20 protein-coding genes and 1 pseudogene are annotated in these 24508 nt (G+C 61.8%); 8 read left to right on the top strand and 13 right to left on the bottom strand.

Going from position 1 to position 24508, the window contains the following annotated elements; all coding sequences use genetic code 11:
- Positions 1-66: 66 nt before the first annotated feature.
- Complete coding sequence (locus APH25_RS09900) at positions 67-390, top strand: DUF2790 domain-containing protein (protein WP_060481778.1); 324 nt, start codon at positions 67-69, stop codon at positions 388-390.
- A 514-nt stretch (positions 391-904) separates the two neighbouring features.
- Here APH25_RS09900 and APH25_RS09895 read toward each other — a convergent pair.
- On the bottom strand, positions 905-1126 hold the full coding sequence (locus APH25_RS09895) for a hypothetical protein (protein WP_028634898.1): 222 nt from the start codon (positions 1124-1126) through the stop codon (positions 905-907).
- A 375-nt stretch (positions 1127-1501) separates the two neighbouring features.
- On the opposite strand from APH25_RS09895, the gene APH25_RS09890 reads away from it, so the two are divergent.
- A complete protein-coding gene (locus APH25_RS09890) occupies positions 1502-1726 on the top strand; it encodes a hypothetical protein (RefSeq protein WP_060481777.1) in 225 nt (74 codons plus the stop codon).
- A gap of 57 nt (positions 1727-1783) precedes the next feature.
- On the opposite strand, the gene APH25_RS09885 is transcribed toward APH25_RS09890, so the two are convergent.
- Positions 1784-3202 (bottom strand): heavy metal sensor histidine kinase, encoded by a 1419-nt coding sequence (locus tag APH25_RS09885; RefSeq protein WP_060481776.1) that lies wholly within the window; start codon positions 3200-3202, stop codon positions 1784-1786.
- A complete protein-coding gene (locus APH25_RS09880; RefSeq protein ID WP_028634901.1) occupies positions 3199-3873 on the bottom strand; it encodes a heavy metal response regulator transcription factor in 675 nt (224 codons plus the stop codon). The genes APH25_RS09885 and APH25_RS09880 overlap by 4 nt, the downstream gene beginning before the upstream one ends.
- 704 nt (positions 3874-4577) lie before the next feature.
- On the opposite strand from APH25_RS09880, the pseudogene APH25_RS09875 reads away from it, so the two are divergent.
- The 3 genes and pseudogenes from APH25_RS09875 to APH25_RS09865 all read left to right on the top strand — a co-directional run.
- A pseudogene (locus tag APH25_RS09875) lies at positions 4578-5314 on the top strand (IS3 family transposase); the annotation flags it as partial.
- A gap of 146 nt (positions 5315-5460) precedes the next feature.
- Positions 5461-6546: an efflux RND transporter periplasmic adaptor subunit gene (locus APH25_RS09870; protein ID WP_060481775.1), complete on the top strand. Its 1086-nt coding sequence runs from the start codon at positions 5461-5463 to the stop codon at positions 6544-6546.
- A 6-nt stretch (positions 6547-6552) separates the two neighbouring features.
- Complete coding sequence (locus APH25_RS09865; RefSeq protein ID WP_060481774.1) at positions 6553-9621, top strand: efflux RND transporter permease subunit; 3069 nt, start codon at positions 6553-6555, stop codon at positions 9619-9621.
- A gap of 73 nt (positions 9622-9694) precedes the next feature.
- Here APH25_RS09865 and APH25_RS09860 read toward each other — a convergent pair whose 3' ends face one another.
- Both APH25_RS09860 and plsB read right to left on the bottom strand, forming a co-directional pair.
- Positions 9695-10381, bottom strand: coding sequence for a DUF4197 domain-containing protein (locus APH25_RS09860; RefSeq protein ID WP_028634904.1), 687 nt, complete (start codon positions 10379-10381; stop codon positions 9695-9697).
- Positions 10382-10412: 31 nt separating this feature from the next.
- The gene (plsB, locus tag APH25_RS09855) at positions 10413-12899 is read right to left on the bottom strand and encodes a glycerol-3-phosphate 1-O-acyltransferase PlsB (RefSeq protein ID WP_028634905.1); all 2487 of its coding nucleotides are present in this window, start codon (positions 12897-12899) and stop codon (positions 10413-10415) included.
- A gap of 231 nt (positions 12900-13130) precedes the next feature.
- Between plsB and APH25_RS09850 the strand changes: the two genes are divergently transcribed.
- The gene (locus APH25_RS09850; protein ID WP_028634906.1) at positions 13131-13340 is read left to right on the top strand and encodes a cold-shock protein; all 210 of its coding nucleotides are present in this window, start codon (positions 13131-13133) and stop codon (positions 13338-13340) included.
- An 81-nt stretch (positions 13341-13421) separates the two neighbouring features.
- On the opposite strand, the gene APH25_RS09845 is transcribed toward APH25_RS09850, so the two are convergent.
- The 4 genes from APH25_RS09845 to APH25_RS09830 form a co-directional block, all read right to left on the bottom strand.
- The gene (locus APH25_RS09845; protein WP_028634907.1) at positions 13422-13796 is read right to left on the bottom strand and encodes a hypothetical protein; all 375 of its coding nucleotides are present in this window, start codon (positions 13794-13796) and stop codon (positions 13422-13424) included.
- Positions 13797-13813: 17 nt separating this feature from the next.
- Complete coding sequence (locus APH25_RS09840; protein WP_060481773.1) at positions 13814-14626, bottom strand: putative RNA methyltransferase; 813 nt, start codon at positions 14624-14626, stop codon at positions 13814-13816.
- A complete protein-coding gene (gene dapE / locus APH25_RS09835) occupies positions 14626-15777 on the bottom strand; it encodes a succinyl-diaminopimelate desuccinylase (RefSeq protein WP_060481772.1) in 1152 nt (383 codons plus the stop codon). The genes APH25_RS09840 and dapE overlap by 1 nt, the downstream gene beginning before the upstream one ends.
- A 140-nt stretch (positions 15778-15917) precedes the next feature.
- Complete coding sequence (locus APH25_RS09830; RefSeq protein WP_060481771.1) at positions 15918-18509, bottom strand: glycosyltransferase; 2592 nt, start codon at positions 18507-18509, stop codon at positions 15918-15920.
- Positions 18510-18628: 119 nt separating this feature from the next.
- On the opposite strand from APH25_RS09830, the gene tcdA reads away from it, so the two are divergent.
- Positions 18629-19435, top strand: a complete 807-nt coding sequence (gene tcdA / locus APH25_RS09825) for a tRNA cyclic N6-threonylcarbamoyladenosine(37) synthase TcdA (RefSeq protein WP_060481770.1) — start codon at positions 18629-18631, stop codon at positions 19433-19435.
- A gap of 7 nt (positions 19436-19442) precedes the next feature.
- On the opposite strand, the gene APH25_RS09820 is transcribed toward tcdA, so the two are convergent.
- From APH25_RS09820 to APH25_RS09805, 4 genes are all read right to left on the bottom strand, one after another.
- Positions 19443-19853, bottom strand: coding sequence for a SufE family protein (locus APH25_RS09820; protein WP_060481769.1), 411 nt, complete (start codon positions 19851-19853; stop codon positions 19443-19445).
- Complete coding sequence (locus APH25_RS09815) at positions 19850-21055, bottom strand: cysteine desulfurase (protein WP_060481768.1); 1206 nt, start codon at positions 21053-21055, stop codon at positions 19850-19852. Before APH25_RS09815 ends, APH25_RS09820 begins: the two co-directional genes overlap by 4 nt.
- An 81-nt stretch (positions 21056-21136) precedes the next feature.
- Positions 21137-22171 carry a 2,3,4,5-tetrahydropyridine-2,6-dicarboxylate N-succinyltransferase gene (gene dapD / locus APH25_RS09810; protein WP_060481767.1) on the bottom strand — a complete coding sequence of 345 codons (1035 nt, stop codon included), beginning with the start codon at positions 22169-22171 and terminating at the stop codon, positions 21137-21139.
- 29 nt (positions 22172-22200) lie between these two features.
- On the bottom strand, positions 22201-22548 hold the full coding sequence (locus APH25_RS09805) for an ArsC family reductase (RefSeq protein WP_060481766.1): 348 nt from the start codon (positions 22546-22548) through the stop codon (positions 22201-22203).
- 309 nt (positions 22549-22857) lie between these two features.
- Between APH25_RS09805 and APH25_RS09800 the strand changes: the two genes are divergently transcribed.
- A complete protein-coding gene (locus APH25_RS09800; RefSeq protein WP_060481765.1) occupies positions 22858-24504 on the top strand; it encodes a Na+/H+ antiporter in 1647 nt (548 codons plus the stop codon).
- Positions 24505-24508 lie beyond the last annotated feature (4 nt).

The raw sequence follows: 24508 nt of genomic DNA, 5'->3' as shown, positions 1-24508 counted from the left end.
TCATGCCGGTGATGCCTATGCATTGCTAAGATGACGCCCGAGAAAATTCGAGATTGAGAGGGGTTTATGAAAAAGCTAATGATCGCTGCTGCACTTGTTGTTTTCTCGGTGGCTTCGCAGGCCAACACGTTCTCCGAGAGCCAGCAGCTGCAATACACCAAGGAACACGAGGCCGCAGTGGCCAAGTACGCGGAGAAGAATGGCCAGCCAATGCCAGAGATACAGGATTACAAATATGGCATGAAGATAGACGTTGCTAATTTCGTACGTCAGTCGCAGGACCCGCGTACCTGCCAAGTCTACCCACGGTTGATGACATTCGAGGACTCCCAGGGCACGCTCAGGACTGTTCGTTACTCGATGTATTCACAGTGCATCAATAACAAGTAGTGACCGCAGTGAATAAAATAATTAGAGAATGCGCAAGTGCCAGGCAGTGCCTGGCATTTTTATGGGTGCTTCTTTCAGAAGCATTGTTCGCTGAAGGTCAGCGAGGTCAAGTACAAACGAGCGTCGAGCAAGGTGCGGAACAACATCGATCAGAACAAGCCTCAGTCAGTTCCAATCGTATCCGGTGGGCCAGATGGCAAAGCATACTAAACGCTGCCCGTGGTTTGTAATCGAGAGCACCACCTTCTCTTCGAAACGGAGGGGGTGCCGACAGTGAGTTACATGACGACAGCGTTGGCCGAGCAGGCCATTGGCGTCTCATGCAGCGGTACAACTGGATAAGGCCGCATGAGCACAACGGCTTCGTACCGCCGGCGGTTGCGGAAGAAAAACTCAATTCTGTGTCCGGGAGTTGTTGACCACTACAGTCAATTTACAGGCACAAAAAAGCCAGGTTTTACCCTGGCTTTTTTGTCGATTGTTTTCGTCATTTGAAGTCCTGTTTAATCGCCAATTAATTATCGGCGTGTTCCTTACCCTCCTTGCTTGCTTTCTTTTGCTCGTGAGCGACGTGTTGTTTGTTCCGATCCGAAGCGTCATCGTTCCATAGGCGAGCTTGCTCAGCTCTGAAGTGCTCGTTGAACTGTTTCGCTCGCTCGAAGCCGCCTTCAGCGTAAGCGGTACCCATGAGACCCAGAAGCAGGCTAACAACAGCGATTGAGTTGACGAATTTCACTGTGAACTCCGGTTCATACTAGGCCTGCCTGATTAGGAGCCTTTGTGGGTTTGTAGTTTAGGAGCGCGAAGCTAACGACAAGGTGAGTCAATAATTACAATTCCGTAATCTTTACGGCAGGCAGAGTGCGTTAAATCGTCAAATCTGGAGGGTCATGTCTATCTCGGCACTGTCGAGGGCGACTAAGAATTTTCTCGTCAATTACAATTTTGATATCTATTGCGATAATTCAGCGCGGCGTTGTTGGCCGCCCTAGAAGATAGCCTTGAATGACATTGAGCCTGGGCAGTTGCCATTGGCGCTATCCGACGATGCACAGAAAAGCTCACCGCCCAGCTTGACGATCTCACCACCCAGACACGGGCAGGTAGCGCGGTGCTGGAAAAATCGAACGAGCTGGTGGAGCAGGTAGAAGCGGTTGGTCGACAGGTCCAAGAAGAGGTGCACAAGGCCGACATAGCTTGGTCAAATGCAGAAAAGCTAGCCGTTCGGCCTTTAATTGCTGAACTGACCACAACAACCATAATGGCAAACGAGCAGAAGATCATAGAGTCGGTGATTTTGCGGTCGCCCATGGACCCGGTGGTCCTCCGGCACTGATGCATAAGGCAAACAAAAAGGCCCGTCGATTGACGGGCCTATTCATGACTGCGCGTTTTAAGCGGCGGCCATTGCCGGCTGCATGAGCTGGGCTGCGGGAAAGTGAAGGTGGAACCAGGTGAAGTTTTCTTCGGTCACCTCCACGCTCGCCGAGCCCTGATGCAGGCTCATGATTGACTGCACGATGGCCAAACCCAGACCGGTACCGCCTTCACTCCGGGCTCGGCTTTTGTCGACACGGTAGAACCGCTCAAACAAGTGCGTGTGGTGTTGTTTGGCAATACCACGGCCGGGGTTGCCTACACTCAAGGTCGTACCGCTCGCACAATGTTGCACCTTCACGTAGACCGTGCGGCCGCGAGGGCAGTAGCGAATAGCGTTCGACACAAGGTTCGACACGGCCCGTTGAACCATCAGGCGGTTCCCACGCACCACATCATCACTGCCAAAGATCTGCAACTGGATCTCGCCTTCCTCTGCCGAAATGCTGAAGAGGTCGCACACACGCTGAACCTCGTCGACCAAGGACACGGGTTCAAACTCCACCATGGACGCCGGGTGACTGACCTGCGCCAAGAACAGCATGTCGGAAACCATGCGACTCATGCGGTCCAGCTCTTCTGTGCACGACTCCAAAACCTCCCGGTACTCGGAAAGCGATCGTTCTCTTGTCAAGGCAACCTGGGCCTTGCCCATCAGGTTTGAGAGCGGTGCCCGAAGCTCGTGAGCAAGGTCGTCGGAAAACTGCGAGAGCTGCTGAACCCCATCATCCAGGCGAGCCAGCATGATGTTAATGCCGTCGGCGAGCATTTTGAGTTCTGCCGGCATCCCATCAGTTGGGAGGCGATGGTCGAGGCTTTCGGTTGAGATTTTCGACGCGATCTTGAGGAACTTGGTCAGTGGCAGCAGGCCTCTGCGCACAGTCCACCAGCCAATGGCCAGGATCAGCGCGAGGATTACGGGAGACATCATCATGGCCCAAGTCAGCAATGCATCGAGCAGCGCCTCACTGGATGACTGGTCCATGGTCATGTAGACGCTGACCTCTGTTCCATCGCCCAAGCGCATGATCCGGGAAGCACTCAGCAGAGGACGGCCCTGCGTATCCCGCCATTCGTGCTCTTTGGGCTGGGCCTCCGGCTGAAACTTGTGTACCTCCAGATTGACCTGTCTCGAGCCAATCGAGAGCAGTGGAGTCTGACTGGGCGAGGTATCGAATATGCTCACATACAGGTTGTTGTGGCCCATGACCAAGTCGACAAGCTGATGCGCATCCGCGTTGACACCGGAGATATCCGTGAGGGTGGACAGGTTGTGAGCCATCCCCGCCATCTTTACTTCAAGATCCGCTCTGGCGTTTCTCTCCAGAGCCTCGCCTACCATCAGATAGCCGAAGGTGGCGAACAGTAGCAGCAACGCTGCACTCATCAACCCAACTTTTAATCCCAGCTTTGCAGCCAGGCTGAATGGCCTCATGCGCGTTCCTCAAAAACGTACCCAACGCCACGGAGCGTGTGAATGAGCTTGGTTTCAAACGGGTCATCGATCTTCGAGCGCAAGCGCCTGATGGCGACGTCGATGACATTGGTGTCGCAATCAAAATTCATGTCCCAGACCAACGAGATGATCTGAGAGCGAGTCAGCGCTTCGCCCGTTCGGCTCATGAGCAGGTGCAGGAGCGTAAACTCCTTGGTGGTCAGATCGATACGGGTGCCACTTCGGAAGACGCGATGGCGGACGGCATCGAGTTCCAGGTCGGCAATTTTCAGCGAGCTTTTCTCGACCAACTCATCCCCACGGCGCTGCAGCGAACGGATACGAGCAAGGAGCTCAGGAAATTCGAATGGCTTCACAAGGTAATCATCCGCGCCACCGTCCAACCCTTTGAGCTTGTCATTGATGCGACCTCGGGCGGTCAGCATGATGATGCGGACCCGGCTGGTTTTTCGGATGGTTTCCAGAAGGTCCCAACCGTCGATACCCGGAAGGTTCACGTCCAGCAGGACCAACGAATAGACATGAGTGTTGAACAAGTGCAGGGCACCCACACCGTTGTGCACGATATCTACGACGTACCCGCTTTCGGATAGGCCCTGCTGAAGATATTCGGCAGTTTTTACTTCGTCTTCCACAACTAGAACGCGCATAACTTATCTCAAGGTGTGAGGAAGGAGATGGCCTAATCCGCCAAGATTATGGTTGCAGGCTGTTCGAAAATTTGGCTGGGGGTATGGCATGGGGTAGTCGCTACCTCTGCCCATACGCCGGGTCACCTGAGGACGCTTGAATCTTAACGCGAAGACGCTGGCCGCGGCGAAATCCTACAAATTTGTAATGTAGCCGCAAGATTTCTGACAGTCATGCAGGCTCCACCTCTGAGCTTGGCGGATTCTGCGGACTGCGACGGTGTACGACAGCTTCGCCTGGCATGTTGAATCAGCCAGGGCAGGCAGTATTTCGGTCGTTAGGTTGTAGAGAAGGGTACCGACTCTGAATCGAGTGTGCCACTCAGGCAGTCCCCATGCATGACAGAAACGGCTACGCCTTTCTGCGAATGAGTACGCGTGCCGGCTCAGTAGTCTCTCGAATAATTACCTTACCCTCTATTACATGTCCAAATTGTCATTGCGCGATCATCTTGATGTCAGCCTCCTTTGTTAGTTTAAGGCCAGCGGAAGAGGCCTCGCTGCTTTGGAAAGTGTCTCATTTCAAAGCGGCTTGGCAAGAGCGACGGGCAGTTGTTCGCGTCAGTGCATTCACCTGTAAACCCTACGCGCCTGTGGTAGGTGAATTTTAGCGCCTCTCTACGGGCGCTTTTTTATTAAGGGACTTTTTATGAATTCCTGACGTTGAGCGTCTGAAGCTGCGCAGTCGAGTGAATGAGCTTTTCACACGAGGTCGAGGTGCACCCGGCAGCCGCAGCATCAAGTCCATGCTGCAAGATGAAGGTGAGAAAATCGGACGATTCTAGGTGCGCAGCCTGATGCGGGAGCTGTCGCTGGTCAGCAAGCAGCAGGGTCGCACGCTTACAAGAAAGCGACGGTGGAGCGGCCGGGTATTCATGTGTTGAACCAAGCGTTTGATGTCGACGCGCCAAATCAGGTCTGGTGTGGCGACATCACCTGCATTTGGGCGCAGGGTAAAGGGCACTATCTGGCGGTGTCCTCGATCTTTATGCGCGGCGCGTGATGGGCTGGGCTTTGTCAGAAAGACCGGATGCAGATTGGGTCATCACTGGACGTGGCGTACGAACAACGTGGAAAGCCCCAAGGAGTGCTGTTTCACTCCGATCAGGGATCGCAATAGGGTAGCCGTCAGTTCCGCCAGCGGTTATGGCGCTACCGCATGCGCCAGAACATGAGTCGCCGAGGCAACTGCTGGGATAATGCGCCGATGAAGCGGGTGTTTCGCAGCTTGAAAACAGAGTGGATACCGGTCACGGGCTACCTGACCGGACAGCACGCTCAGCGAGATATTAGCCTGTACCTGATGGATCATTACAACTGGGTAAGACCCCATCAGTTCAACGATGGGCTGGCTCCGGCCACCGCTGAGGAAAAACTCAAAACTGTGTTCGGGATTAGTTGACCACTACAAGAACCAGACACGGCATGGGCCACAGGTGAAAAGCCACGGTTCAAAAACCCTCACTGCCTCTTTCCGGCGTGCACCGGCTGACTTAATATACTCACCAGTACAAATATCCGATACTGCACGCCGCGAAAGGATTCCAGATGCCGCGCCATGCCATGCCCGTTGCCTTGCTGCTGCTTGCCGCGTGCAGTCAGGAACCCGCACCGCCACCCGCAGTACGCCCGGCGCTGGTTACCCAGCCGCAGCCGGCTGAAGCGGCAGCCGACAGTTACCCTGGCGAAGTCAGGGCCCGGCTGGAGCCTGCGCTGGCTTTTCGCATCGGCGGCAAGGTCAACCGCCGGCTGGTGGAGGAGGGGCAGCGGGTCAAGGCCGACCAGCCGCTGGCCGAGCTGGACCCTCAAGACGTGCGCCTGCAACTGGAAGCCAACCGTGCCCAATTAGCCGGGGCCGAAGCCAACCTGGCGCTGGTGCGCACCGAGCGTGACCGTTACCAGAAATTGCTGGACCGGCAGATGATCAGCCATTCCCAATACGACAATGCTGAAAACCTCTACCGCGCCGGCCTTGCCCGCCTCAAGCAGACCAAGGCCGAGGTGGATGTAGCCGGCAACCAGGCGGACTACGCCGTGCTGCGCGCCCCCCAGGCGGGGGTTGTGGCCAGGCGTCAGTTGGAAGTTGGCCAGGTGGTCGCCGCAGGCCAGACCGTCTTCACCCTGGCCGCTGACGGTGAGCGTGAAGTGGCGATTGCCCTGCCTGAACAGCAGTTCGCCCGGCTGAAGGTGGGCCAGCCGGTCAGCGTGGAGCTGTGGTCGAACCCCGGCCAGCGCTTTGCTGGGCGCATCCGAGAGCTGTCGCCTTCGGCCGATGCCCGCTCGCGCACCTTCGCCGCGCGCATCGCTTTCACCTCCGCTGCTGTGCCCGCCGAACTGGGCCAGAGCGCCAGGGTGTTCATCGCACATCCAGGGCAGGTGCCATTGTCGGTGCCGCTGTCAGCCGTTACCGCGGAAAACGGCCAGGCCTACGTCTGGCGGGTGAACAGCGAAAGCCGGCTGGAGCGCGCCGTGGTGCAGCTGGGGCCCTACGGGTCAGAAAGCGTGCCGGTGCTGGCAGGCCTTGCGGCGCGTGACTGGGTGGTGGCAGCGGGTGGTCATGTATTGCGCGAGGGCCAGCAGGTCCGCCCGGTGGACCGTAATAACCGGGTTGTGAACCTGACGGTCAAGGAGTAAGTCCCGATGGGGTTCAACCTGTCTGCCTGGGCGTTGCGCAACCGCCAGATCGTGCTGTTCCTGATGATTCTACTGGCCGCGATCGGCGCGCTGTCCTACACCAAACTGGGGCAAAGTGAAGATCCGCCCTTTACCTTCAAGGCCATGGTCATCCGTACCCTGTGGCCGGGCGCGACCGCCGAAGAAGTTTCGCGGCAAGTCACCGAGCGCATCGAGAAGAAGTTGATGGAAACCGGCGAGTACGAGCGGATCGTCTCGTTCTCGCGCCCCGGTGAGTCACAGGTCACCTTCATGGCGCGGGACTCACTGCATTCCAAGGACATCCCTGAGCTGTGGTACCAGATCCGCAAGAAGGTCGCGGATATTCGCCACACCCTGCCACCTGAAATCCAAGGGCCGTTTTTCAATGACGAGTTCGGTACCACCTTCGGCAATATCTACGCACTGACCGGTGAAGGGTTCGATTATGCGGTGCTCAAGGACTATGCCGACCGCATCCAGATTCAGCTGCAGCGGGTGAAGGATGTGGGCAAGGTCGAGCTGCTCGGCCTGCAGGACGAAAAGGTCTGGATCGAACTGTCCAACCTCAAGCTGGCCACGTTGGGTATACCCCTGCAGGCCGTGCAACAGGCCCTGCAGGAGCAAAACGCAGTCAGCACCGCAGGCTTCTTCGAAACGCCCAGCGAACGCTTGCAGTTGCGCGTGAGCGGGCGGTTTGACAGCGTCGAGCAAATCCGCCAGTTCCCCCTGCGTGTGGGTGACCGCACCCTGCGCATTGGCGATGTGGCCGAGGTGCACCGGGGCTTTAACGACCCCCCCGCGCCGCGTATGCGCTTCATGGGTGAGGATGCCATTGGCCTGGCCGTGTCGATGAAGGACGGCGGTGACATCCTGGTGCTCGGCAAGGCCCTGGAAAGCGAGTTCGAGCGGCTGGCGCGCAGCCTGCCGGCGGGCATGCAGCTGCGCAAGGTTTCCGATCAGCCTGCGGCGGTGAAAGCCGGTGTCGGCGAATTCGTCCAGGTGCTGATCGAGGCATTGGTCATCGTGCTGCTGGTCAGCTTCTTCTCCCTGGGGCTGCGTACCGGGCTGGTGGTGGCCCTGGCCATCCCGCTGGTGCTGGCCATGACGTTCGCTGCCATGTACTACTTCGGCATCGGCCTCCACAAGATATCCCTGGGGGCGCTGGTGCTGGCGTTGGGGCTGCTGGTGGACGATGCGATCATTGCCGTGGAAATGATGGCGATCAAGATGGAGCAGGGCTACGACCGCCTCAAGGCCGCCAGCTATGCCTGGACCAGCACCGCGTTCCCGATGCTCACCGGCACACTGATCACGGCAGCGGGTTTTCTGCCCATTGCGACGGCCGCCTCCAGTACCGGCGAGTACACCCGTTCGATCTTCCAGGTGGTCACCATCGCCCTGCTGGCTTCGTGGGTAGCCGCCGTGGTGTTCGTACCGTATCTGGGGGAGCGCCTGCTGCCGGACCTGGCCAGGCAGCGTGAAGCGCGCCATGGCGAGGATGGTTTTGCGCCCGACCCCTACGCCACACCCTTCTATCGGCGTGTCAGGCGGGTGGTGGAGTGGTGCGTGCGCCGGCGCAAGACAGTGATCCTGCTGACCCTCGCCGCCTTTGCCGGAAGCATCCTGCTGTTCCGTTTCGTGCCGCAGCAGTTCTTCCCCGCATCGGGCCGCCCAGAACTGATGGTCGACCTGAAGCTGGCCGAAGGGGCGTCCCTGGCCAACACCGCCGAGAAGGTGAGGCAGCTCGAAGCGCTGCTGCGCCAGCAGCAGGGCATCGACAATTACGTGGCTTACGTGGGCACCGGCTCGCCGCGCTTCTACCTGCCGCTGGATCAGCAACTGCCGGCGCCGAGCTTTGCCCAGTTCGTGGTGCTGGCCGAATCGATGGAGGCCCGCGAGCGCCTGCGCAACTGGCTGATCGACACCGTGGACCAGCAGTTCCCGGACGTGCGCGCCCGGGTCACGCGCCTGGAAAACGGCCCGCCTGTGGGCTACCCGGTGCAGTTTCGGGTCACCGGCGAGCATATCGAGACCGCACGCGAACTGGCACGGCAGGTGGCCGAGAAGGTGCGCGAAAACCCCCATGTGGTCAATGTGCACCTTGATTGGGAAGAGCCCAGCAAGGCAGTGTTCCTGGAGATCGATCAGGACCGCGCGCGGGCACTGGGTGTGAGTACTGCTCAGCTGTCGAGCTTCCTGCGAAGCTCGCTGACCGGTACCACGGTCAGCCAGTACCGCGAGGACAACGAACTGATCGAGATTCTGTTGCGCGGCACCGCGCAGGAGCGTGGCGAGCTGGGCAACCTGGCCAGCCTGGCCTTGCCCACTGAAAATGGCCACAGCGTGGCGCTGTCACAGGTGGCGACCCTGGCCTATGGCTTCGAGGAAGGCATCATCTGGCACCGCAACCGCTTGCCGACGGTCACCGTGCGTGCCGATATCTACGACAAGCAGCAACCCGCGACCCTGGTGAAGCAGATCGAGCCGACGCTGCAGGGCATCCGGGCCAGCTTGCCGGAGGGTTACCTGCTGGAGGTGGGCGGCACGGTCGAGGATGCCGAGCGCGGGCAGAAGTCGGTAAACGCAGGTATGCCGTTGTTCATCGTGGTGGTGCTGAGCCTGTTGATGATCCAGCTGCGCAGTTTCTCGCGCACGGTCATGGTGTTTCTCACCGCGCCGCTTGGGTTGATCGGGGTAACCCTGTTCCTGCTGGTGTTCCGCCAGCCGTTCGGCTTCGTCGCCATGCTCGGCACGATTGCCCTGGCGGGGATGATCATGCGCAATTCGGTGATTCTGGTGGACCAGATAGAGCAGGACATCGCCGCCGGCCTTGGCCGTTGGCAAGCAATCATCGAGGCCACGGTGCGACGCTTCCGCCCCATTGTGCTGACTGCGCTGGCGGCCGTGTTGGCGATGATCCCGTTGTCGCGCAGTGTGTTCTACGGGCCGATGGCGGTGGCGATCATGGGGGGGCTGATCGTGGCTACCGCCTTGACCTTGCTGTTTCTGCCAGCGCTGTATGCGGCCTGGTTCAGGGTCAGGAAAAGCGACTAGGCTACATCGCTGCAGTTCGTGGTGACGAAGCGCTGCGGCGAAGGGGCTGCAAGGCAGCCCCGACACTTCAGAATCACAGTGCGCCAAACACCTTCTTGGCCAGGCTGGTGGCCGCCTGTGCAGGGTTCTGGCGGATGCTCTGCTCTTGTTTGCCGATCATCTCGAACAGGCCGTCCAGTGCTTTTTCCGTCACGTAGCTTTCAATATTGGGGTCGTTTTTTACCAGGCCCAGGCCTTTGGCCTGCGCAGCGAAGGCGTTGTATTGCTGGACCACACCCACCTGGTCGGTGGCTTGCTTGACGATGGGCAGGAACTTGGCACGGATCTGCTCGCGGCTGCTCTTGTTCAGGTACTGGGTGGCAGCGTCTTCACCGCCGCTGAGGATGCCCTTGGCGTCGGTCACGGTCATGTTCTTCACCGCGTTGACCAGAATTGCCTGCGCCTGTGGCACGGCGGCCTCGGCGGCCTTGTTCATGCTGGTTTCCAGGGCCTCGACCTGCTCGCCCTTGCCGAACATCTTCATGGCCTTGGCCGCCTTGCCCAGGTTGCCGGGCAGTTCGATGCGCACATCAGGGTTGTTGTTGAAACCGCCGGGTGCGCTGAGCTGCTTGACGGCCAACTGTGCCCCTTGGGTGAGCGCATCCTTGAGGCCGCCGGTGGCGTCTTTCTGGCTCAGGTCGGACAAAGACAGCGCCAGGGCGCTGGCCGACAGCAGCAGGCCGGCGCACAGGGTGGTTAGACGCAGTGGGGTACGCAACATAGGGGGCTTTCCTTACACAGAGAATGAATGTTCACAGCGCCGAGGTGCTCAAGCCGTCATCGCGGTGCAGTGCCACCTGGCGGATCGAAAGGCGCAGTTCGGCCGACAGCACGCGTTTGGCCACCGCTTCGGCCACGTCGCCCAGCTTGTCGTGATAGCCCAGTTTGCCTTGCCCATCGGCGCGCAGCACGCCTTGGGTGACGAGGGTCTGGATGAAATGGCGGAACAGCGTCTTGTCGAAAAACTCCGGCGCGTTCAGGCCATGCAGAATCGACAGCCGCTGGGCCATCATCACGCACAGGTCTTCCAGGGCTTCGGCGCTCAAACTGTGCTGGCCGCTGTTGAGCAGCAGCGAAGTGGCCATGTAGAAGCGCTGCAGGGTCTGGGTGATGCTGCGCGCCAGCAGGGTCAGCAAGACGAACTGTCGCGAGCTGGGCGACGGGCGTATGTACACGTCATTGTCCTGGCGCAGCAGGCCTTGCTCCACCAGCGCCGCAAGCCACTGGTCAATTGCCTCGTCCAACTGCTCAGGCGACCAGCGCAAGAACAGCTCGGCCTGCAGGTAGGGGTACAGCGCGTGCACATATTGGCCCAGCAGCTCGCGGCTCATCCGTGAGTTGCTGAGGAAGAAGCTTGCCAGCAGGGCCGGCAGGGCAAAAATATGCAGCACATTGTTGCGGTAATACGTCATCAGTACCGCGTTGCCCTCGTCCAGGTAAAGGATGCGGCCCAGTGCGTCCTTCTGCTCGGCCACCAGGTCCATGCCGCGCACGTGTTCGATCAGGGCCTGGCCATCGCCCTCGGGCAGCGTGGTATGGGGCGAGTAGGGCACTTTGCGCAGCAGTGCCAGGTACAGGTCGAGCACGCGAACCAGCGCCCGCTCGTCCAGCGCCAGGCGGCTGGTAGACAGCAGCGCCAGCGCCACCAGGTTGACCGGGTTGATGGCCGCCGCGCCGTTCAGGTGCCTGGCCACGGTTTCGCCCAGGCGGGTGGTGGTTTCGTTGAGCCAGGCCGGGCGGAACTGCGGCGCATGGTCCTGTTCACGCCAGCCGGGCTGCTGCTCATCCAGAAAACCTGCAAGCTTGATAGGTTCGCCGAAGTTGACCGATACCTGGCCGAAGCGCTGACGGAGTGCGCCGAACACCTTGAAGATGTCGAATATCGACTCTTTTTTCTTGCTGGCGCCGCGCAGTTCGCCCAGGTACGTGCGGCCCTCGAGCACGCGTTCATAGCCGATGTACACCGGGACGAACACGATCGGCGTACGGGATGACCGCAAAAAGCTGCGCAAGGTAATGGCCAGCATGCCGGTGCGGGGCTGCAGCATGCGCCCGGTGCGTGAGCGCCCGCCTTCGACGAAGTATTCCACCGGGAAGCCCTTGGTGTAGAGCGTATGCAGGTATTCGTTGAACACGGCGGTGTACAGCGGGTTGCCCTTGAACGTGCGGCGCATGAAGAACGCGCCCCCCCGGCGCAGCAGGTTGCCGACCACGGGCATGTTCAGGTTGATGCCCGCGGCGACGTGGGGCGGCGTCAGGCCGTTGCGGAACAGCAGATACGACAGCAGCAGGTAGTCGATGTGGCTGCGGTGGCAGGGCACGTAGATCACCTCATGACCCGGCGCGATGCCTTGCACCTGCTCGATATGGTTGACCTTGATGCCGTCGTAGATCTTGTGCCAGAACCAGCTGAGCACCACCTCAAGGAAGCGTATGGCGGTGTAGGTGTAGTCCGAGGCGATTTCATTGCCGTAACGCAGTGCCTGGGCTTCCGCCTTAGCCTGCGGGATGTTCTCGCGCTGGGCTTGCTCGGCGATCGCCTGGCGCACCAGGGGCGCATGGACCAGGCCTTTGACCAGGTTGCGCCGGTGCGAGATGTCCGGCCCGATGACGGCAGTGCGCAGGTTGCGAAAATGCACGCGCATCAGGCGCTGGGCCAGGCGTACGGTTCGCTCGTGGCCTTTGTTCTGCTCTACCAGTTCGCGCAGGTGGATGGGGGCGGAGAACTGCACCCGCGTCTTGCGCCCCAGAATCAGCACTGTCAGCAGCCGGCGCAGGCGCCCGGTCACGGCCCAGCTGTCGGCGAACAGCAGCTTCCACGGGCTCGACTCGCTGGCAGGTGTCTGACCCCAGAACACGCTGACGGGAATGATCTGCGCGTCCTCTTCAGGGTGCTGGCTGACTGCCGCGACCAGTCGCTCCAGCGTGGGGGGGGCGCCGCTTTTGTCATGGCGCCCGAGCCAGTCGGGTTCGGGGGTGAGGTAGAAGAACGCGGCGGGTTCATGCAGCCCGCCGACGGCCACCGGCAGTACGGGGCGTGGCAGCCCGGCCTTGGTGCATTCATGGTCCAGCACCACCAGGTCGGTCAATGCCGGAGAGGGCAGGGCATAGAACACCGGGCGGCTGCGGTCGAGCTTGAGGCTCAGGGACGACTGGTTGATGGTTTCGGAGCGCACCCACAGGTACAACAGGCGACGCAGGCCGCCGAAAATCAGGCGGCGCAGGGGGGAACGGGTCATGGGGTGTGTGCCCTGGGTGAAGGGTTCGAGGGGTATTCAGCCATTTAGTCTGCCGTATACGCGCAAGTTCAGCAAAAACCGCCGAACGGCGCCATGGTCATCAAAATTTTTTGTTCTGGGTCATAAAATCGGCCTGCCACTTGCAGGATATTCGCCCAAGCGGCGTCGACCCAGGCATGCGTTCATGGGTCGGCAAGGTGAAGTTCACAATAAAAATCCGGAGTAGTTCAGATGTCGTCTCGTGAGACTGGGAATGTAAAGTGGTTCAACGATGCCAAGGGTTACGGCTTCATTCAGCGCGAGGGGGGCGCGGATGTGTTTGTCCACTATCGGGCGATCCGCGGTGAGGGGCATCGTACCCTGGTCGAAGGGCAACGCGTGGAATACGCCTGCATCGAGGGCCAGAAAGGCTTGCAAGCCGAGGACGTGGTAGGCCTCTGAGCCACGCAATGCAGGGTTTGTGGCGCAAGCGGGCTTGCCGGTGTGACCGGCAGGCCAGGCTTCACGACAGGCATGATGCAGTCAGGTACGCCAGGTGATTTCTTCTTCACCGTCGGCACTGATGCGCACCCAGCGGTCGGCGTCTTCCTCGCCGTCTTCCTCTACCCAGCCGCCCGGTGCGCAGCGCACTTCCACGCCCAGCGCAGCGAAAGCAGCGCGGGCGCAGGCCACATCATCGGCCCACGGCGTCTGGTCGCTTTCCAGGTAAAGGCTGTTCCATTTCCCCACAGCTTTGGGTAACCAGGTGACCGGAATGTTACCGGCCTGGCATTTGAAGGTCTGGCCTTTCTGCTGCCAGTCACTGCAAGGGGCTATTGCCTGGGTCAGCCACTGGGCAAGCTGCTTGTGGTCGACGTCCGCGTCCCTCAGGTAGATCTCGATATCAGGTTGGCGCATGAAGGCTCCGGGTGTGCTCAGTCTTGGCGCACGAAATAGTCGTACCGCATGGACACTGTAACGTCGAATGGCGCGGGGTGCTCGATCACCTGCGCGCGTTTGTCGGCACTGGCGCGCCAGCCGTGTGGGGTCATGGCCAACAGGTCGGCGCGGGCCTGGGGGGCAACCAGGCTCAGGCGGAACTCCAGGGTTTCGCCATGGGCATGGGCCATACCAGGGGGCACCAGGCCAAGGTGCTTGTCGTCGGCATAGGGCCGCACTTCATCGTAAAGCGCCTGGCGCAGTTCCATCAGGTGGCCGCTGGTAGGGCCCACACGCATCAGGCCACCACCGGGGCTGAGTACGCGCCTTGCTTCGGCCCAGTCCAGCGGGCTGAACACGCTGGCCACGAACTGGCAGCTTTGGTCTGCCAGCGGCACCCGGGCCATGCTGGCGACCATCCAGGTGACGGCTGGGGCACGCCGGCACGCCCGCTTTACCGCTTCACGGGAGATATCCAGGGCGTAGCCCTGGGCATCCGGCAGCGCCTGGGCAAGCTGGGCCGTGTAGTAGCCCTCGCCACAGCCGATATCCAGCCAGGCGCCGGGTTGCCGCTCGCTGGCCAGCTCCGCCAAGCGTTTGGCGACCGGCGCATAGTGGCCGGCGTCGAGGAAGTTGCGACGGGCTTCGACCATGGCCTGGTTGTCACCCGGGTCACGGCTGTTCTTGTGCTGCACCGGCAGCAGGTTCAGGTAGCCTTGGCGGGCGCGGTCGAAGCGATGCCCGGCAGGGCATACCACGCCATTGTCCAGCTGGCTGAGCGGCGCCTGGCAGAGTGGGCAGGTGAGCATCAGGCCAGCAACCTTACCAGGGTGTGGTAATAGATCTCGGTCAGCAGGTCGAGGTCGCTGGCCAGGATTCGCTCGTCGACCTGGTGGATGGTCGCGTTGACCGGGCCGAGCTCCACCACCTGGGTGCCCATGGTGGCAATGAAACGGCCATCCGAGGTGCCGCCGCTGGTGGAGGGCACGGTGTCACGGCCGGTGACGCCCTTGATGCTGGCCGCCACGGCGTCGAGCAGCTCGCCTGGCTCAGTGAGGAACGGCAGCCCCGACAGTGCCCACTCCACCGACCAGTCCAACTGGTGCTTGTCGAGAATCGCCGCTACCCGCGCTTGCAGGCCTTCTACCGTGGATTCGGTGGAAAAACGGAAGTTGAACAGGGCGTGGAGTTCGCCCGGCACCACGTTGGTGGCACCAGTGCCGGAATTGAGGTTGGAGATCTGGAAGCTGGTGGGCGGGAAGAAGGCATTGCCCTCGTCCCAGTGCTCGGCGGCCAGCTCCGCCAGTGCCGGTGCGGCCAGGTGAATGGGGTTACGCGCCAGGTGTGGGTAGGCCACATGGCCTTGCTTGCCGCGCACGGTCAGCTTGGCACCAAGCGAGCCGCGCCGGCCGTTTTTCACCACGTCGCCCAGCAGGCGGGTGCTGGACGGCTCGCCGACGATGCACCAGTCCAGGCGCTCGTGGCGCGCCTGCAGGCGCTCGACCACCGCTTTGGTGCCGTGGTGGGCCGGGCCTTCTTCGTCGCTGGTGATCAGGAAGGCCACCTTGCCGCGGTGGTTCGGGTAGTCCTGCACGAAGCGTTCGCTGGCGATCACCATGCAGGCCAGGCTGCCCTTCATGTCGGCAGCACCCCGGCCGCAAAGCATGCCGTCAGCATCGATCAGTGCATCGAACGGTTCATGCTGCCACTGCTGCACCGGCCCGGTCGGCACCACGTCGGTATGGCCAGCGAAGCACAGCACCGGGCCTTCCTGGTTGCCGTGGGTGGCCCAGAAATTGTCGACGTCTTCGATGCGCATGGGCTCAAGGTGGAAACCCACGGCGCCCAGGCGGTGCATCATCTGCGCCTGGCAATCGGCGTCAACGGGGGTGACCGAGGGGCGCCGGATCAGGTCGCAGGCCAGTTGAAGGGTAGGCGAGAGGTCGGCGTGGGCCGTCATGGGTAACTCCGGGCAAGGCAAGGCGGGGGAAATCTGAGGGGCGTTATCTTATATCAAATGGTGTCAGCCTTCACTGCCCGATCGCCTCGGCCCGTCGTGACGACGAACTGCGGCGACCGGGCTGCAAAACAGCCCCAATCTCAACCTTCCTGCGCCTGCACGGCCTTCTCCTCAGGCTTGGGCAGCGACGAGAGAAACGCCATCACCAGCGCCGCCAGATACGGCAGCGACTGCACCAGCAACATCGCCACCCAGAAACGCATGTCCGAGCTTGGCAGCCCCTGCACCAGGTAAATGCCCAAGGCTGCGCCCCACAACAGCACCATGATGAACAGTTCCTCCCGTGCCTCGGAAATCGCCACCAGCAACCCATGGCTGTCGGCGTTCTTTGGCGTGCGGAAGAACGGCATGCTGCTGGTGAAGAAGCCATACAGCACCGCCTTGGCGATGGTGTGCGACAGCGCCAGCCCGGCCAGGGCAGCGGCAAAGGCGTCCTTGAGCTCAACCCCGACTGCGCGGCGATACAGGAAGATGATCTTGCCCACCTTGAAGAAGAACAGCGCCAGCGGCGGGATGGCGAAGATCATCAGCGGCGGGTCCACCCGGTGCGGCACGATGATCATGGCCGCCGACCACAGCAGCGCGCCGACGGTGAAGAAGATGTTCATGCCATCGGCGATCCAGGGCAGCCAGCCGGCCAAAAAGTGGTAGCGCTGGCCGCGTGTCAGTTCGCTGCCCTTGCCGCGCAGCAGGGCGCCCGCGTGGTGCTTGATGATCTGGATGGCCCCATAGGCCCAGCGGAAGCGCTGCTTCTTGAAGTCGATGAAGGTGTCGGGCATCAGGCCCTTGCCGTAGCTGTTATGGGCGTAGGCTGCCGAAAGGCCTTTTTCGAAGACCCGCAGGCCCAGTTCGGCGTCCTCGCAGATGCACCATTCGGCCCAGCCCAGTTCGTCCAGCACACTGCGCCGGGTCATGGTCATGGTGCCATGCTGGATGATGGCGTCCCGGTCGTTGCGGGTGACCATGCCAATGTGGAAAAAGCCTTTGTACTCGCTGTAGCACAGCTTCTTGAACGCGCTTTCGTGCTGGTCGCGGTAGTCCTGGGGTGATTGCACCACGGCAATCTTCGGGTCGGCGAAGTGCGGCACCATGTGCTTGAGCCAGTTGCTGTCCACGCAGTAGTCCGAGTCGATCACGGCAATCACTTCGGCGTCCTTGGCCGTGTGCGGAATCAGGTAGTTCAGGGCGCCGCCCTTGAAACCGGCAAGCGGTGCCACGTGGAAGAACCTGAAACGTTCGCCGAGCTTTTCACAGTGGGCTTTTAGCGGCTCCCACACAGCCGGGTCCTTGGTGTTGTTGTCGATCACCAGCACTTCGTAATCGGGGTAGTCCAGTGCGGCAAGGGCATCGAGGGTCTGTTTGACCATCTCTGGCGGTTCGTTGTAACACGGCACATGCACCGAGACCTTGGGCCGGTAGGGGCTGTCGCCCTGCACAGGGAGGAATTCGCGGCGGCGTTTGTGGATCCACACCGCCTCGGCCAGTTCGTGGGCTTCGGTAAGCAGCACGATGAACACGCCCAGCGCCCCGAGGGCCAGCAGCACGCCTACCGTCAAACTGAACCAGGTGCTGTATTGCTGGCTGTAGTCGTAGGCGATCCACACCAGCACCGACCCGCACAGGAAGGTGATGAAGGTGAGGAAGGTGCGCCCCCGCTGGCGCAAGGCAGAACCGTCGATGAACAGCACCATCAAGGCGATCAGTGCCAGCACCACCGAGGCCACCGCCAAGGCGCGCCACTGCGGGATCGCCACCACCGGGCCCTCGAAGTTGAATTTCTGCTGGCGCTCGGCGTTGAACACGCCCCAGTAGGCGCCTACCGACCCTTCGTCACTGGCTTTCCACGGCTGGTCGTAGGCCTCGATGACGAAGTAGTTGAAGCCTCGACGGTTGAGGGTGTTGACCAGGGTGCGCAGGTAGATCGCCTGGTCGGCCTGGGTGGCGTCAGCGCCACCGCGCATGCGGCCATTGCTGGGCCAGCCGACCTCTGACAGCAGCAGGGGTTTGCGTGGGAACTGGTGCTTGAGCTCACGGGCCCTGTCCAGCACGAATGCCACCGAGTCCTTCATGGGCACGAATTCCCAGTACGGCAGGATGTGCGCGGCAATCAGGTCGACATGCTTGGCCAGCTGCGGGTTCTGCTTCCAGATGTGCCACTGTTCACTGGTGGTCACCGGCACTTTAACGGCAGCGCGCACCCGGTCCAGGTACTTGATCAGGTTTTCCGGGGTGACCTCTTCGCGGAACAACGCCTCGTTGCCGACCACCACACGCACGACGCTGCGCGAGGTATTGGCCAGCTCAATGGCGGTGGCGATTTCCCGCTCGTTGCGCTCCAGGTCAGGGCTGATCCAGATGCCCAGGGTGACCCGCAGGCCGAACTCCTCGGCCAGCTTCGGGATATCGGCCTGGGTGCCTTCCACCGTGTAGATACGAATGCTGTCGGTCAGCTTGCTCAACTGCTCCAGGTCCTGGCGCATTTCGTTGTCGTCGGGGTACTGGCCTTTCTGCGGGCTCTCCCCCAGGCGGAACGGCGAGTAGGAGAAGCCGGAGATCTGCTCAGGCCACGCAGGCGCCGAAACGGGGCGGTTGATCAGCGCCCAGAAGCCGGTGAACAACGCGGCGATGGCCAGGACCACAACCAGGTTCAGGCCGAATTTACGTGAAGACATTGTCGTCCATATGTGTCGAGGTGATAGGACATTAAAGCAGGGTTGATAGGATCTTTCCTAACGGTGCAGGCTGAGGGCAGGCTCGCTTATACTGCACGCCGGTTTTTTGGGGGTTGAGCATGAGTACAGAGGATCCACGCTTCGCCGGTGTCGCCCGATTGTATGGCGACCAGGGGTTGCAACGCCTGCAGCAGGCCCACGTGGCGGTGGTGGGGGTTGGCGGCGTAGGCTCGTGGGTGGCCGAGGCGCTGGCACGCAGTGGCGTGGGCGAGCTTACCCTGTTCGACTTGGACGATGTCTGCGTCAGCAACACCAACCGCCAGGCCCATGCCCTGGAGGGGCAGGTAGGGCGGGCCAAGGTGGACGTCATGGCCGAGCGCCTGCGCGCGATCAACCCGGCGTGCAAGGTGCATGCGGTGGCCGATTTCGTCACCCGTGACACCATGGTGGAATACATCACCGAGCACCTGGATTGCGTGATCGACTGCATCGACAGCGTGATGGCCAAGGCGGCACTGATCGCCTGGTGCCGCCGCCGCAAGATCGCCGTGGTCACCACCGGTGGCGCGGGCGGGCAGATCGACCCAACCCAGGTGCAGATTGCCGACCTCAACAAGACCTTCAACGACCCGCTGGCCTCGCGGGTGCGCTCAACCCTGCGCCGCGATTACAACTTCTCGCGCAACGTCAGCCGCAATTACGGTGTGCCTTGTGTGTTTTCCAGCGAGCAGCTGCGTTATCCCAAAGGGGATGGCAGTGTGTGCCTGCAGAAAAGCTTCGTGGGTGAGGGCGTGCGGCTGGACTGCGCCGGTGGCTTTGGTGCGGTGATGATGGTGACAGCCACCTTCGGCATGGTGGCGGCGAGCAAGGCGGTGGAAAAGCTGGTAGCTGGCGCCCGCCGCCCCTCCGAGCGCCCAGCCCCGTAGGTGGCGATCAGCGGCCAGAGGCCAGTTCCGCCATCCGCTGCAGCACCGCATGCAGCCCGTTGCTGCGCGAGGGCGACAGCTGGCGCTCCAGCCCCAGCTGGCTGAACCAGTCGCGCAGGTCGAGCCCCGCCAGGTCTGCAACCGCCAGGCCTTGCACCCGCACCAGAAGCAAGGCCAGCAGGCCTCGCAACAGGCGGGCATCACTGCTGGCCTTGAACCGCCAACGCCCATCCACCTGCTCTGCCACCAGCCACACCAGGCTTTCGCACCCATGCACCCGGTTGGCTTCGGTCTTGTCGGCGGCTGTCAAAGGCTCCAGCCGGTCGCCCCATTGCATCAGCAAGCGGGCCCGCTGCTCCCAGCCCTTGCCCTGGGCAAACGTATCCAGCGCCTGCTGCGCCTGCTCCGGCAAGCTCATCGAAGCAGCTCCAGTGCCTGATCCAGCGCGCTGAAGAACCGCTGCAGATCGTCACCGTCGTTGTACATCCCCAAGGAAACACGGATGGCACCGTCCAGCCCAAGCCCGTTGAGCAGGGGCATCGCACAGTGGTGGCCGGCCCGTACGGCGATACCCTGCTCGGTCAGCAGGTGGGCGATGTCAGCGTGGTGGACGCCTTCCACCACGAAGCTGGCCAGTGCCGTGTCGGGCGCACCCACCAACCGTATGCCATCGCGCTCGGCCAGGCCGCGCAGCAGATGCTGGTGCAAGGTGGCCTCGTGGGCGCTGATCGCCGAAGCGTCCAGGCTACCCAGGTAGCCGAGGGTTGCACCAAGGCCGATCACCCCGGCGATAGGCGGCGTACCGGCCTCCAGCCCCAGCGGTGCAGGGCGGAAGCTGGCGCTTTGATAGTCGGCCACTTGCACCATTTCACCGCCAAACTGCCAATGCCTCAGCAGGGGTAGCGCTTGGCTGCGCCCGTACAGCACCCCGACGCCATCGGGGCCGTAGAGCTTGTGGCTGGAGAACACGTAGAAGTCGCACCCCAACTGCTGCACATCCTGCTGGCCATGCACCACGCCCTGGGCACCGTCCACCACCGTTATCGCGCCCTGCGCACGGGCATGGGCCAACAGCGCTTGCAGCGGCTGCCAGGTGCCCAGCACGTTGGACAACTGGCTGACAGCCAGCACGCGGGTGCGCGGGCCGATCAGTTGCAGCGCCTGCTCCAGGTCGATATGACCACTCGCATCCACCGGCAGTACCACCAGGCGCAGGTTGCGGCGTTGGGCCAACTGCTGCCAGGGCAGCAGGTTGGCATGATGTTCAAGGGCACTGATGGCGATTTCTTCGCCCGCCTCAAGGCGATGCGCCAGGCCATATGCCAGCAGGTTGAGCGCTGATGTCGCACCGTGCGTGAACACAATCTGGCTGGCCTGCTCGGCATTGAGCCAGGCCGCCACCTTGTTGCGGCTGGTCTCGAACGCCTGGGTTGCCAAGGCACCGGGCAGGTGCTGGGCCCGGTGCACATTGGCCGCACCGTTGCCGTAATAGTGGGCCAGGGCATCTAGTAGCGCCTGGGGCTTTTGGGCGGTTGCGGCGCTGTCCAGGTAAGTCTGGTGCTGGCGTTGCAGAGCGGCGATGGCGGGGAAATCGGCACGCCAGGGGGAGGGCTGGAGCATGTTCGCGGGGCCTGGAATGAAAATCGGGTCTGGCGCATGTGCACCAGACCCGATCTTAACACTTCAAACCTTGTCAGGTTTTCAGTTGTGCGCGTGCAGCGCCTCGTTCAGCTCGATGGCCGACTTGTGGGTCTTGCATTCCACTGCACCGTTGAGCGAGTTGCGACGGAACAGGAGGTCGGTCTGCCCGGCCAGGTCGCGGGCCTTGACCACTTTGACCAGCTCGTTGTTCTCGTCCAGCAGGTTCACCTTGGTACCTGCGGTGATGTAGAGGCCGGCTTCGACGGTGTTGCGGTCGCCGAGCGGAATGCCGATACCCGCGTTGGCGCCGATCAGGCAGCCTTCGCCTACCTTGATGACGATGTTGCCGCCACCCGACAGCGTGCCCATGGTCGAGCAACCGCCGCCCAGGTCTGAGCCCTTGCCAACGAACACCCCCGCCGAGACGCGGCCTTCGATCATGCCCGGGCCTTCGGTACCCGCGTTAAAGTTGACGAAGCCTTCGTGCATGATGGTGGTACTTTCACCGATGTAGGCGCCCAGGCGCACTCGGGCGGTGTCGGCGATGCGCACGCCGGCAGGTACCACGTAGTCGGTCATTTTCGGGAACTTGTCTACCGAAAACACTTCCAGCAGCTCACCCTTCAGGCGCGCTTCCAGTTGCAGCTCGGCCAGCTCGGCCAAGTCGACTGCGCCCAGGTTGGTCCAAGCCACGTTCGGCAGCAGTGGGAAGATACCCGCCAGGCTCACGCCGTGGGGTTTGACCAGGCGGTGCGACAGCAGGTGCAGCTTGAGGTATGCCTCAGGCGTGGAGGCCAGGGCGGCGTCTTCGGCCAGCAGCGTGGCGACCAGCGGCTTGTGGCTCTCGGCCAGGCGGGTCAGCAGTGCCGCTTGGGCTGCGTCCACGCCCCGTACGGCTTCGGCCAGTTGTGCGGCCTGGGCATTGCTGAAGGCGATTGCCTGGTTGCCGCCTTCATAGCCCAGTACCGGGGCGATAGCTGCGACCAGTTCAGCGCTCGGGTTGAGCAGGGGTTGTGCGTAGAACACTTCCAGCCAGGCGCCCTGGCGGTTCTGGGAGCCGACACCGAAGGCCAGGCTGAACAGAGTATTGGACATGGAATTACCTCGTGCGAAATAGGGGGTGGTCAGGCCAGGGCCGCTGCGTAAAGGTCGGGCTTGAAGCCCACCAGCGTACGCGCGCCAAGGTCCAGCACCGGGCGTTTGATCATCGACGGCTGGGCCAGCATCAACTCGACGGCCTTGGCCTGGTCGAGGTCTGCCTTGCTGGCGTCATCCAGCTTGCGGAAGGTGGTGCCGGCACGGTTGAGGATGACTTCCCAGCCGTGTTCGCCACACCAGCGGTTCAGGCTGTCACGGTCGATACCTTGGGTCTTGTAGTCATGGAATTCGTAGACGATGCCCTGGTCGTCGAGCCAGGTTCGTGCTTTTTTCATGGTGTCGCAGGCTTTGATGCCGTAGAGCGTGTAGGTCATTGTGCACATTGGGGTCACAGGCTACCCCAACCTCTCCGTTTATCATGTTAACCACGGGATTATGCGGGAACGGTTCTACAAGTGCCACGGGTGGGAACGTGATGGGCTGGGCAGCGCTGGCTGCACCCGCTGTAATCCTGGGGAACGAATCGACCCTGCTGTCACCGAAGCATCATCATGTTACATATTCAATAGTCTTTTACGACCATGGTGCAGCGGTTTTGCCATTCAGGGCACCGCTAACATATTGTTTCAAAGGCGATGTTTCGCCTTTTGTCGTCGTTACTGTTCAAAAGGAAACCCGAACGGATGCAGTCCGCTTATACCGTCCTCATTCTGCTGACACTGGTCAGTGTGTCGAAGCTGGTCGGCCGCATGGTTCCACTCCCCCTGCCACTGGTGCAGATCGCGGCCGGTGCCTTGCTGGCCTGGCCCACCCTTGGGCTACACGTGGCGCTGGACCCAGAACTGTTCCTGTTCCTGTTCTTGCCGCCGCTGCTGTTCGCCGATGGCTGGCGCATCCCCAAGCGTGAACTGTGGCGCATGCGCGGGCCGGTGGTAGCGCTGGCCGTCGGGCTGGTGTTGTTCACCGTGGTCGGGGCGGGTTACTTCATCCACTGGCTGCTGCCGAGTATCCCGCTGGCAGTAGCGTTCGCCCTGGCGGCGGTGCTTTCGCCGACCGACGCCGTGGCTGTTTCGGCCATCACCCAGGACCGTTTGCCCACGCCGTTGATGCACATGTTGCAGGGCGAGGCGCTGATGAACGATGCCTCAGGGCTGGTGACCTTCAAGTTCGCCCTGGCAGCGGCGATTACCGGTGTGTTCTCGCTGGCAGACGCCAGCTTCAGCTTCGTACTGGTGGCCTTGGGCGGGCTGGCAGTGGGGGTGGCCCTCAGCTGGCTGGTAGGCCGCTTGCGCGCCTGGATGATCGCCCGTGGCTGGGACGACCCTGCCACCCATGTGGTGTTCATGCTGCTGTTGCCTTTCGCGGCCTACGTTCTGGCAGAGCGCCTGGGGGTATCGGGTATCCTGTCGGCTGTGGCGGCAGGCATGATGCAGAGCTGGCTGGACCTGCTGCCTCGCCAAACCAGCACCCGCCTGCTCAACCGCAGCGTCTGGTCGCTGCTGGAATTCGCCTTCAACGGCCTGATTTTCCTGCTGCTGGGCCTGCAATTACCGGACATCATAAAGGCGGTGGTCAGCCACGAAGCCACGTTGTGGCCGACCCTGGCCTGGCGCTGCCTGGACGTGGTGGCGATCTTTGCCGCGCTGATCCTGCTGCGGTTCATCTGGGTGCAGAGTATCTGGCGCGCGATCGGCGTTATCCGCCACTGGCGTGGCAAGCCGGCGCTGGTGCTGATGCCCACCGCGCGGTCCTGCTGGCTGCTGACGGTGGGCGGCGTGCGGGGTGCGGTGACGCTGGCCGGCGTCATGTCCATTCCGCTGCTGATTGGGGCGGGCAAGGCATTCCCTGAGCGGGACCTGCTGATCTTCATTGCCGCGGGTGTCATTTTGCTGTCACTGATCAGCGCCTGCATCGCCCTCCCTTTGTTGCTGCGCGGCGTGACCAAGAGCCCGGACGAGCGTTTGCATCAGGAGGTGCAGGAGGCCTGGCGGCGCACCGCCGAGGCCGCGATCCACGCCCTGGAAGCAGAAGAGGTCATTGACAGCAGTGCACCCCAGGACGCCGCCCAGGCCACCTTGGCGACGGAGCTCAAGGCCCGGCTGATGGCCGAGTACCGTGATGAGCTGGACAGCTACAACGACAGCGCCGAAGCCAAGGCGCTGGCCGAGCAGATGGATCAGCTGGAGCGGCGGTTGCGCTTGCGCGCACTGCGCGCCCAGCGGCTTGAACTGTATAGCCTGCATCGCCAGCACCTGGTAGGTGATGAGGTCGTGCGCCAGGTGCTGGGGGAACTCGACATGAGCGAGGCGAACCTGGGGCACGTTCGATAGGCGT

The organism is Pseudomonas sp. NBRC 111119 (assembly GCF_001320125.1).
GTDB classification, from domain to species: domain Bacteria; phylum Pseudomonadota; class Gammaproteobacteria; order Pseudomonadales; family Pseudomonadaceae; genus Aquipseudomonas; species Aquipseudomonas parafulva.
This window is presented reverse-complemented; position numbering and strand designations above follow the sequence as displayed.

Bases quoted from the DNA above. Each gene is read 5' to 3' on its own strand.
- APH25_RS09900 (WP_060481778.1), top strand. From the start codon at position 67: ATGAAAAAGCTAATGATCGCTGCTGCACTTGTTGTTTTCTCGGTGGCT.
- APH25_RS09885 (WP_060481776.1), bottom strand. From the start codon at position 3,202: ATGAGGCCATTCAGCCTGGCTGCAAAGCTGGGATTAAAAGTTGGGTTG.
- APH25_RS09880 (WP_028634901.1), bottom strand. From the start codon at position 3,873: ATGCGCGTTCTAGTTGTGGAAGACGAAGTAAAAACTGCCGAATATCTT.
- APH25_RS09870 (WP_060481775.1), top strand. From the start codon at position 5,461: ATGCCGCGCCATGCCATGCCCGTTGCCTTGCTGCTGCTTGCCGCGTGC.
- APH25_RS09865 (WP_060481774.1), top strand. From the start codon at position 6,553: ATGGGGTTCAACCTGTCTGCCTGGGCGTTGCGCAACCGCCAGATCGTG.
- APH25_RS09860 (WP_028634904.1), bottom strand. From the start codon at position 10,381: ATGTTGCGTACCCCACTGCGTCTAACCACCCTGTGCGCCGGCCTGCTG.
- plsB (WP_028634905.1), bottom strand. From the start codon at position 12,899: ATGACCCGTTCCCCCCTGCGCCGCCTGATTTTCGGCGGCCTGCGTCGC.
- APH25_RS09850 (WP_028634906.1), top strand. From the start codon at position 13,131: ATGTCGTCTCGTGAGACTGGGAATGTAAAGTGGTTCAACGATGCCAAG.
- APH25_RS09845 (WP_028634907.1), bottom strand. From the start codon at position 13,796: ATGCGCCAACCTGATATCGAGATCTACCTGAGGGACGCGGACGTCGAC.
- APH25_RS09840 (WP_060481773.1), bottom strand. From the start codon at position 14,626: ATGCTCACCTGCCCACTCTGCCAGGCGCCGCTCAGCCAGCTGGACAAT.
- dapE (WP_060481772.1), bottom strand. From the start codon at position 15,777: ATGACGGCCCACGCCGACCTCTCGCCTACCCTTCAACTGGCCTGCGAC.
- APH25_RS09830 (WP_060481771.1), bottom strand. From the start codon at position 18,509: ATGTCTTCACGTAAATTCGGCCTGAACCTGGTTGTGGTCCTGGCCATC.
- tcdA (WP_060481770.1), top strand. From the start codon at position 18,629: ATGAGTACAGAGGATCCACGCTTCGCCGGTGTCGCCCGATTGTATGGC.
- APH25_RS09820 (WP_060481769.1), bottom strand. From the start codon at position 19,853: ATGAGCTTGCCGGAGCAGGCGCAGCAGGCGCTGGATACGTTTGCCCAG.
- APH25_RS09815 (WP_060481768.1), bottom strand. From the start codon at position 21,055: ATGCTCCAGCCCTCCCCCTGGCGTGCCGATTTCCCCGCCATCGCCGCT.
- dapD (WP_060481767.1), bottom strand. From the start codon at position 22,171: ATGTCCAATACTCTGTTCAGCCTGGCCTTCGGTGTCGGCTCCCAGAAC.
- APH25_RS09805 (WP_060481766.1), bottom strand. From the start codon at position 22,548: ATGACCTACACGCTCTACGGCATCAAAGCCTGCGACACCATGAAAAAA.
- APH25_RS09800 (WP_060481765.1), top strand. From the start codon at position 22,858: ATGCAGTCCGCTTATACCGTCCTCATTCTGCTGACACTGGTCAGTGTG.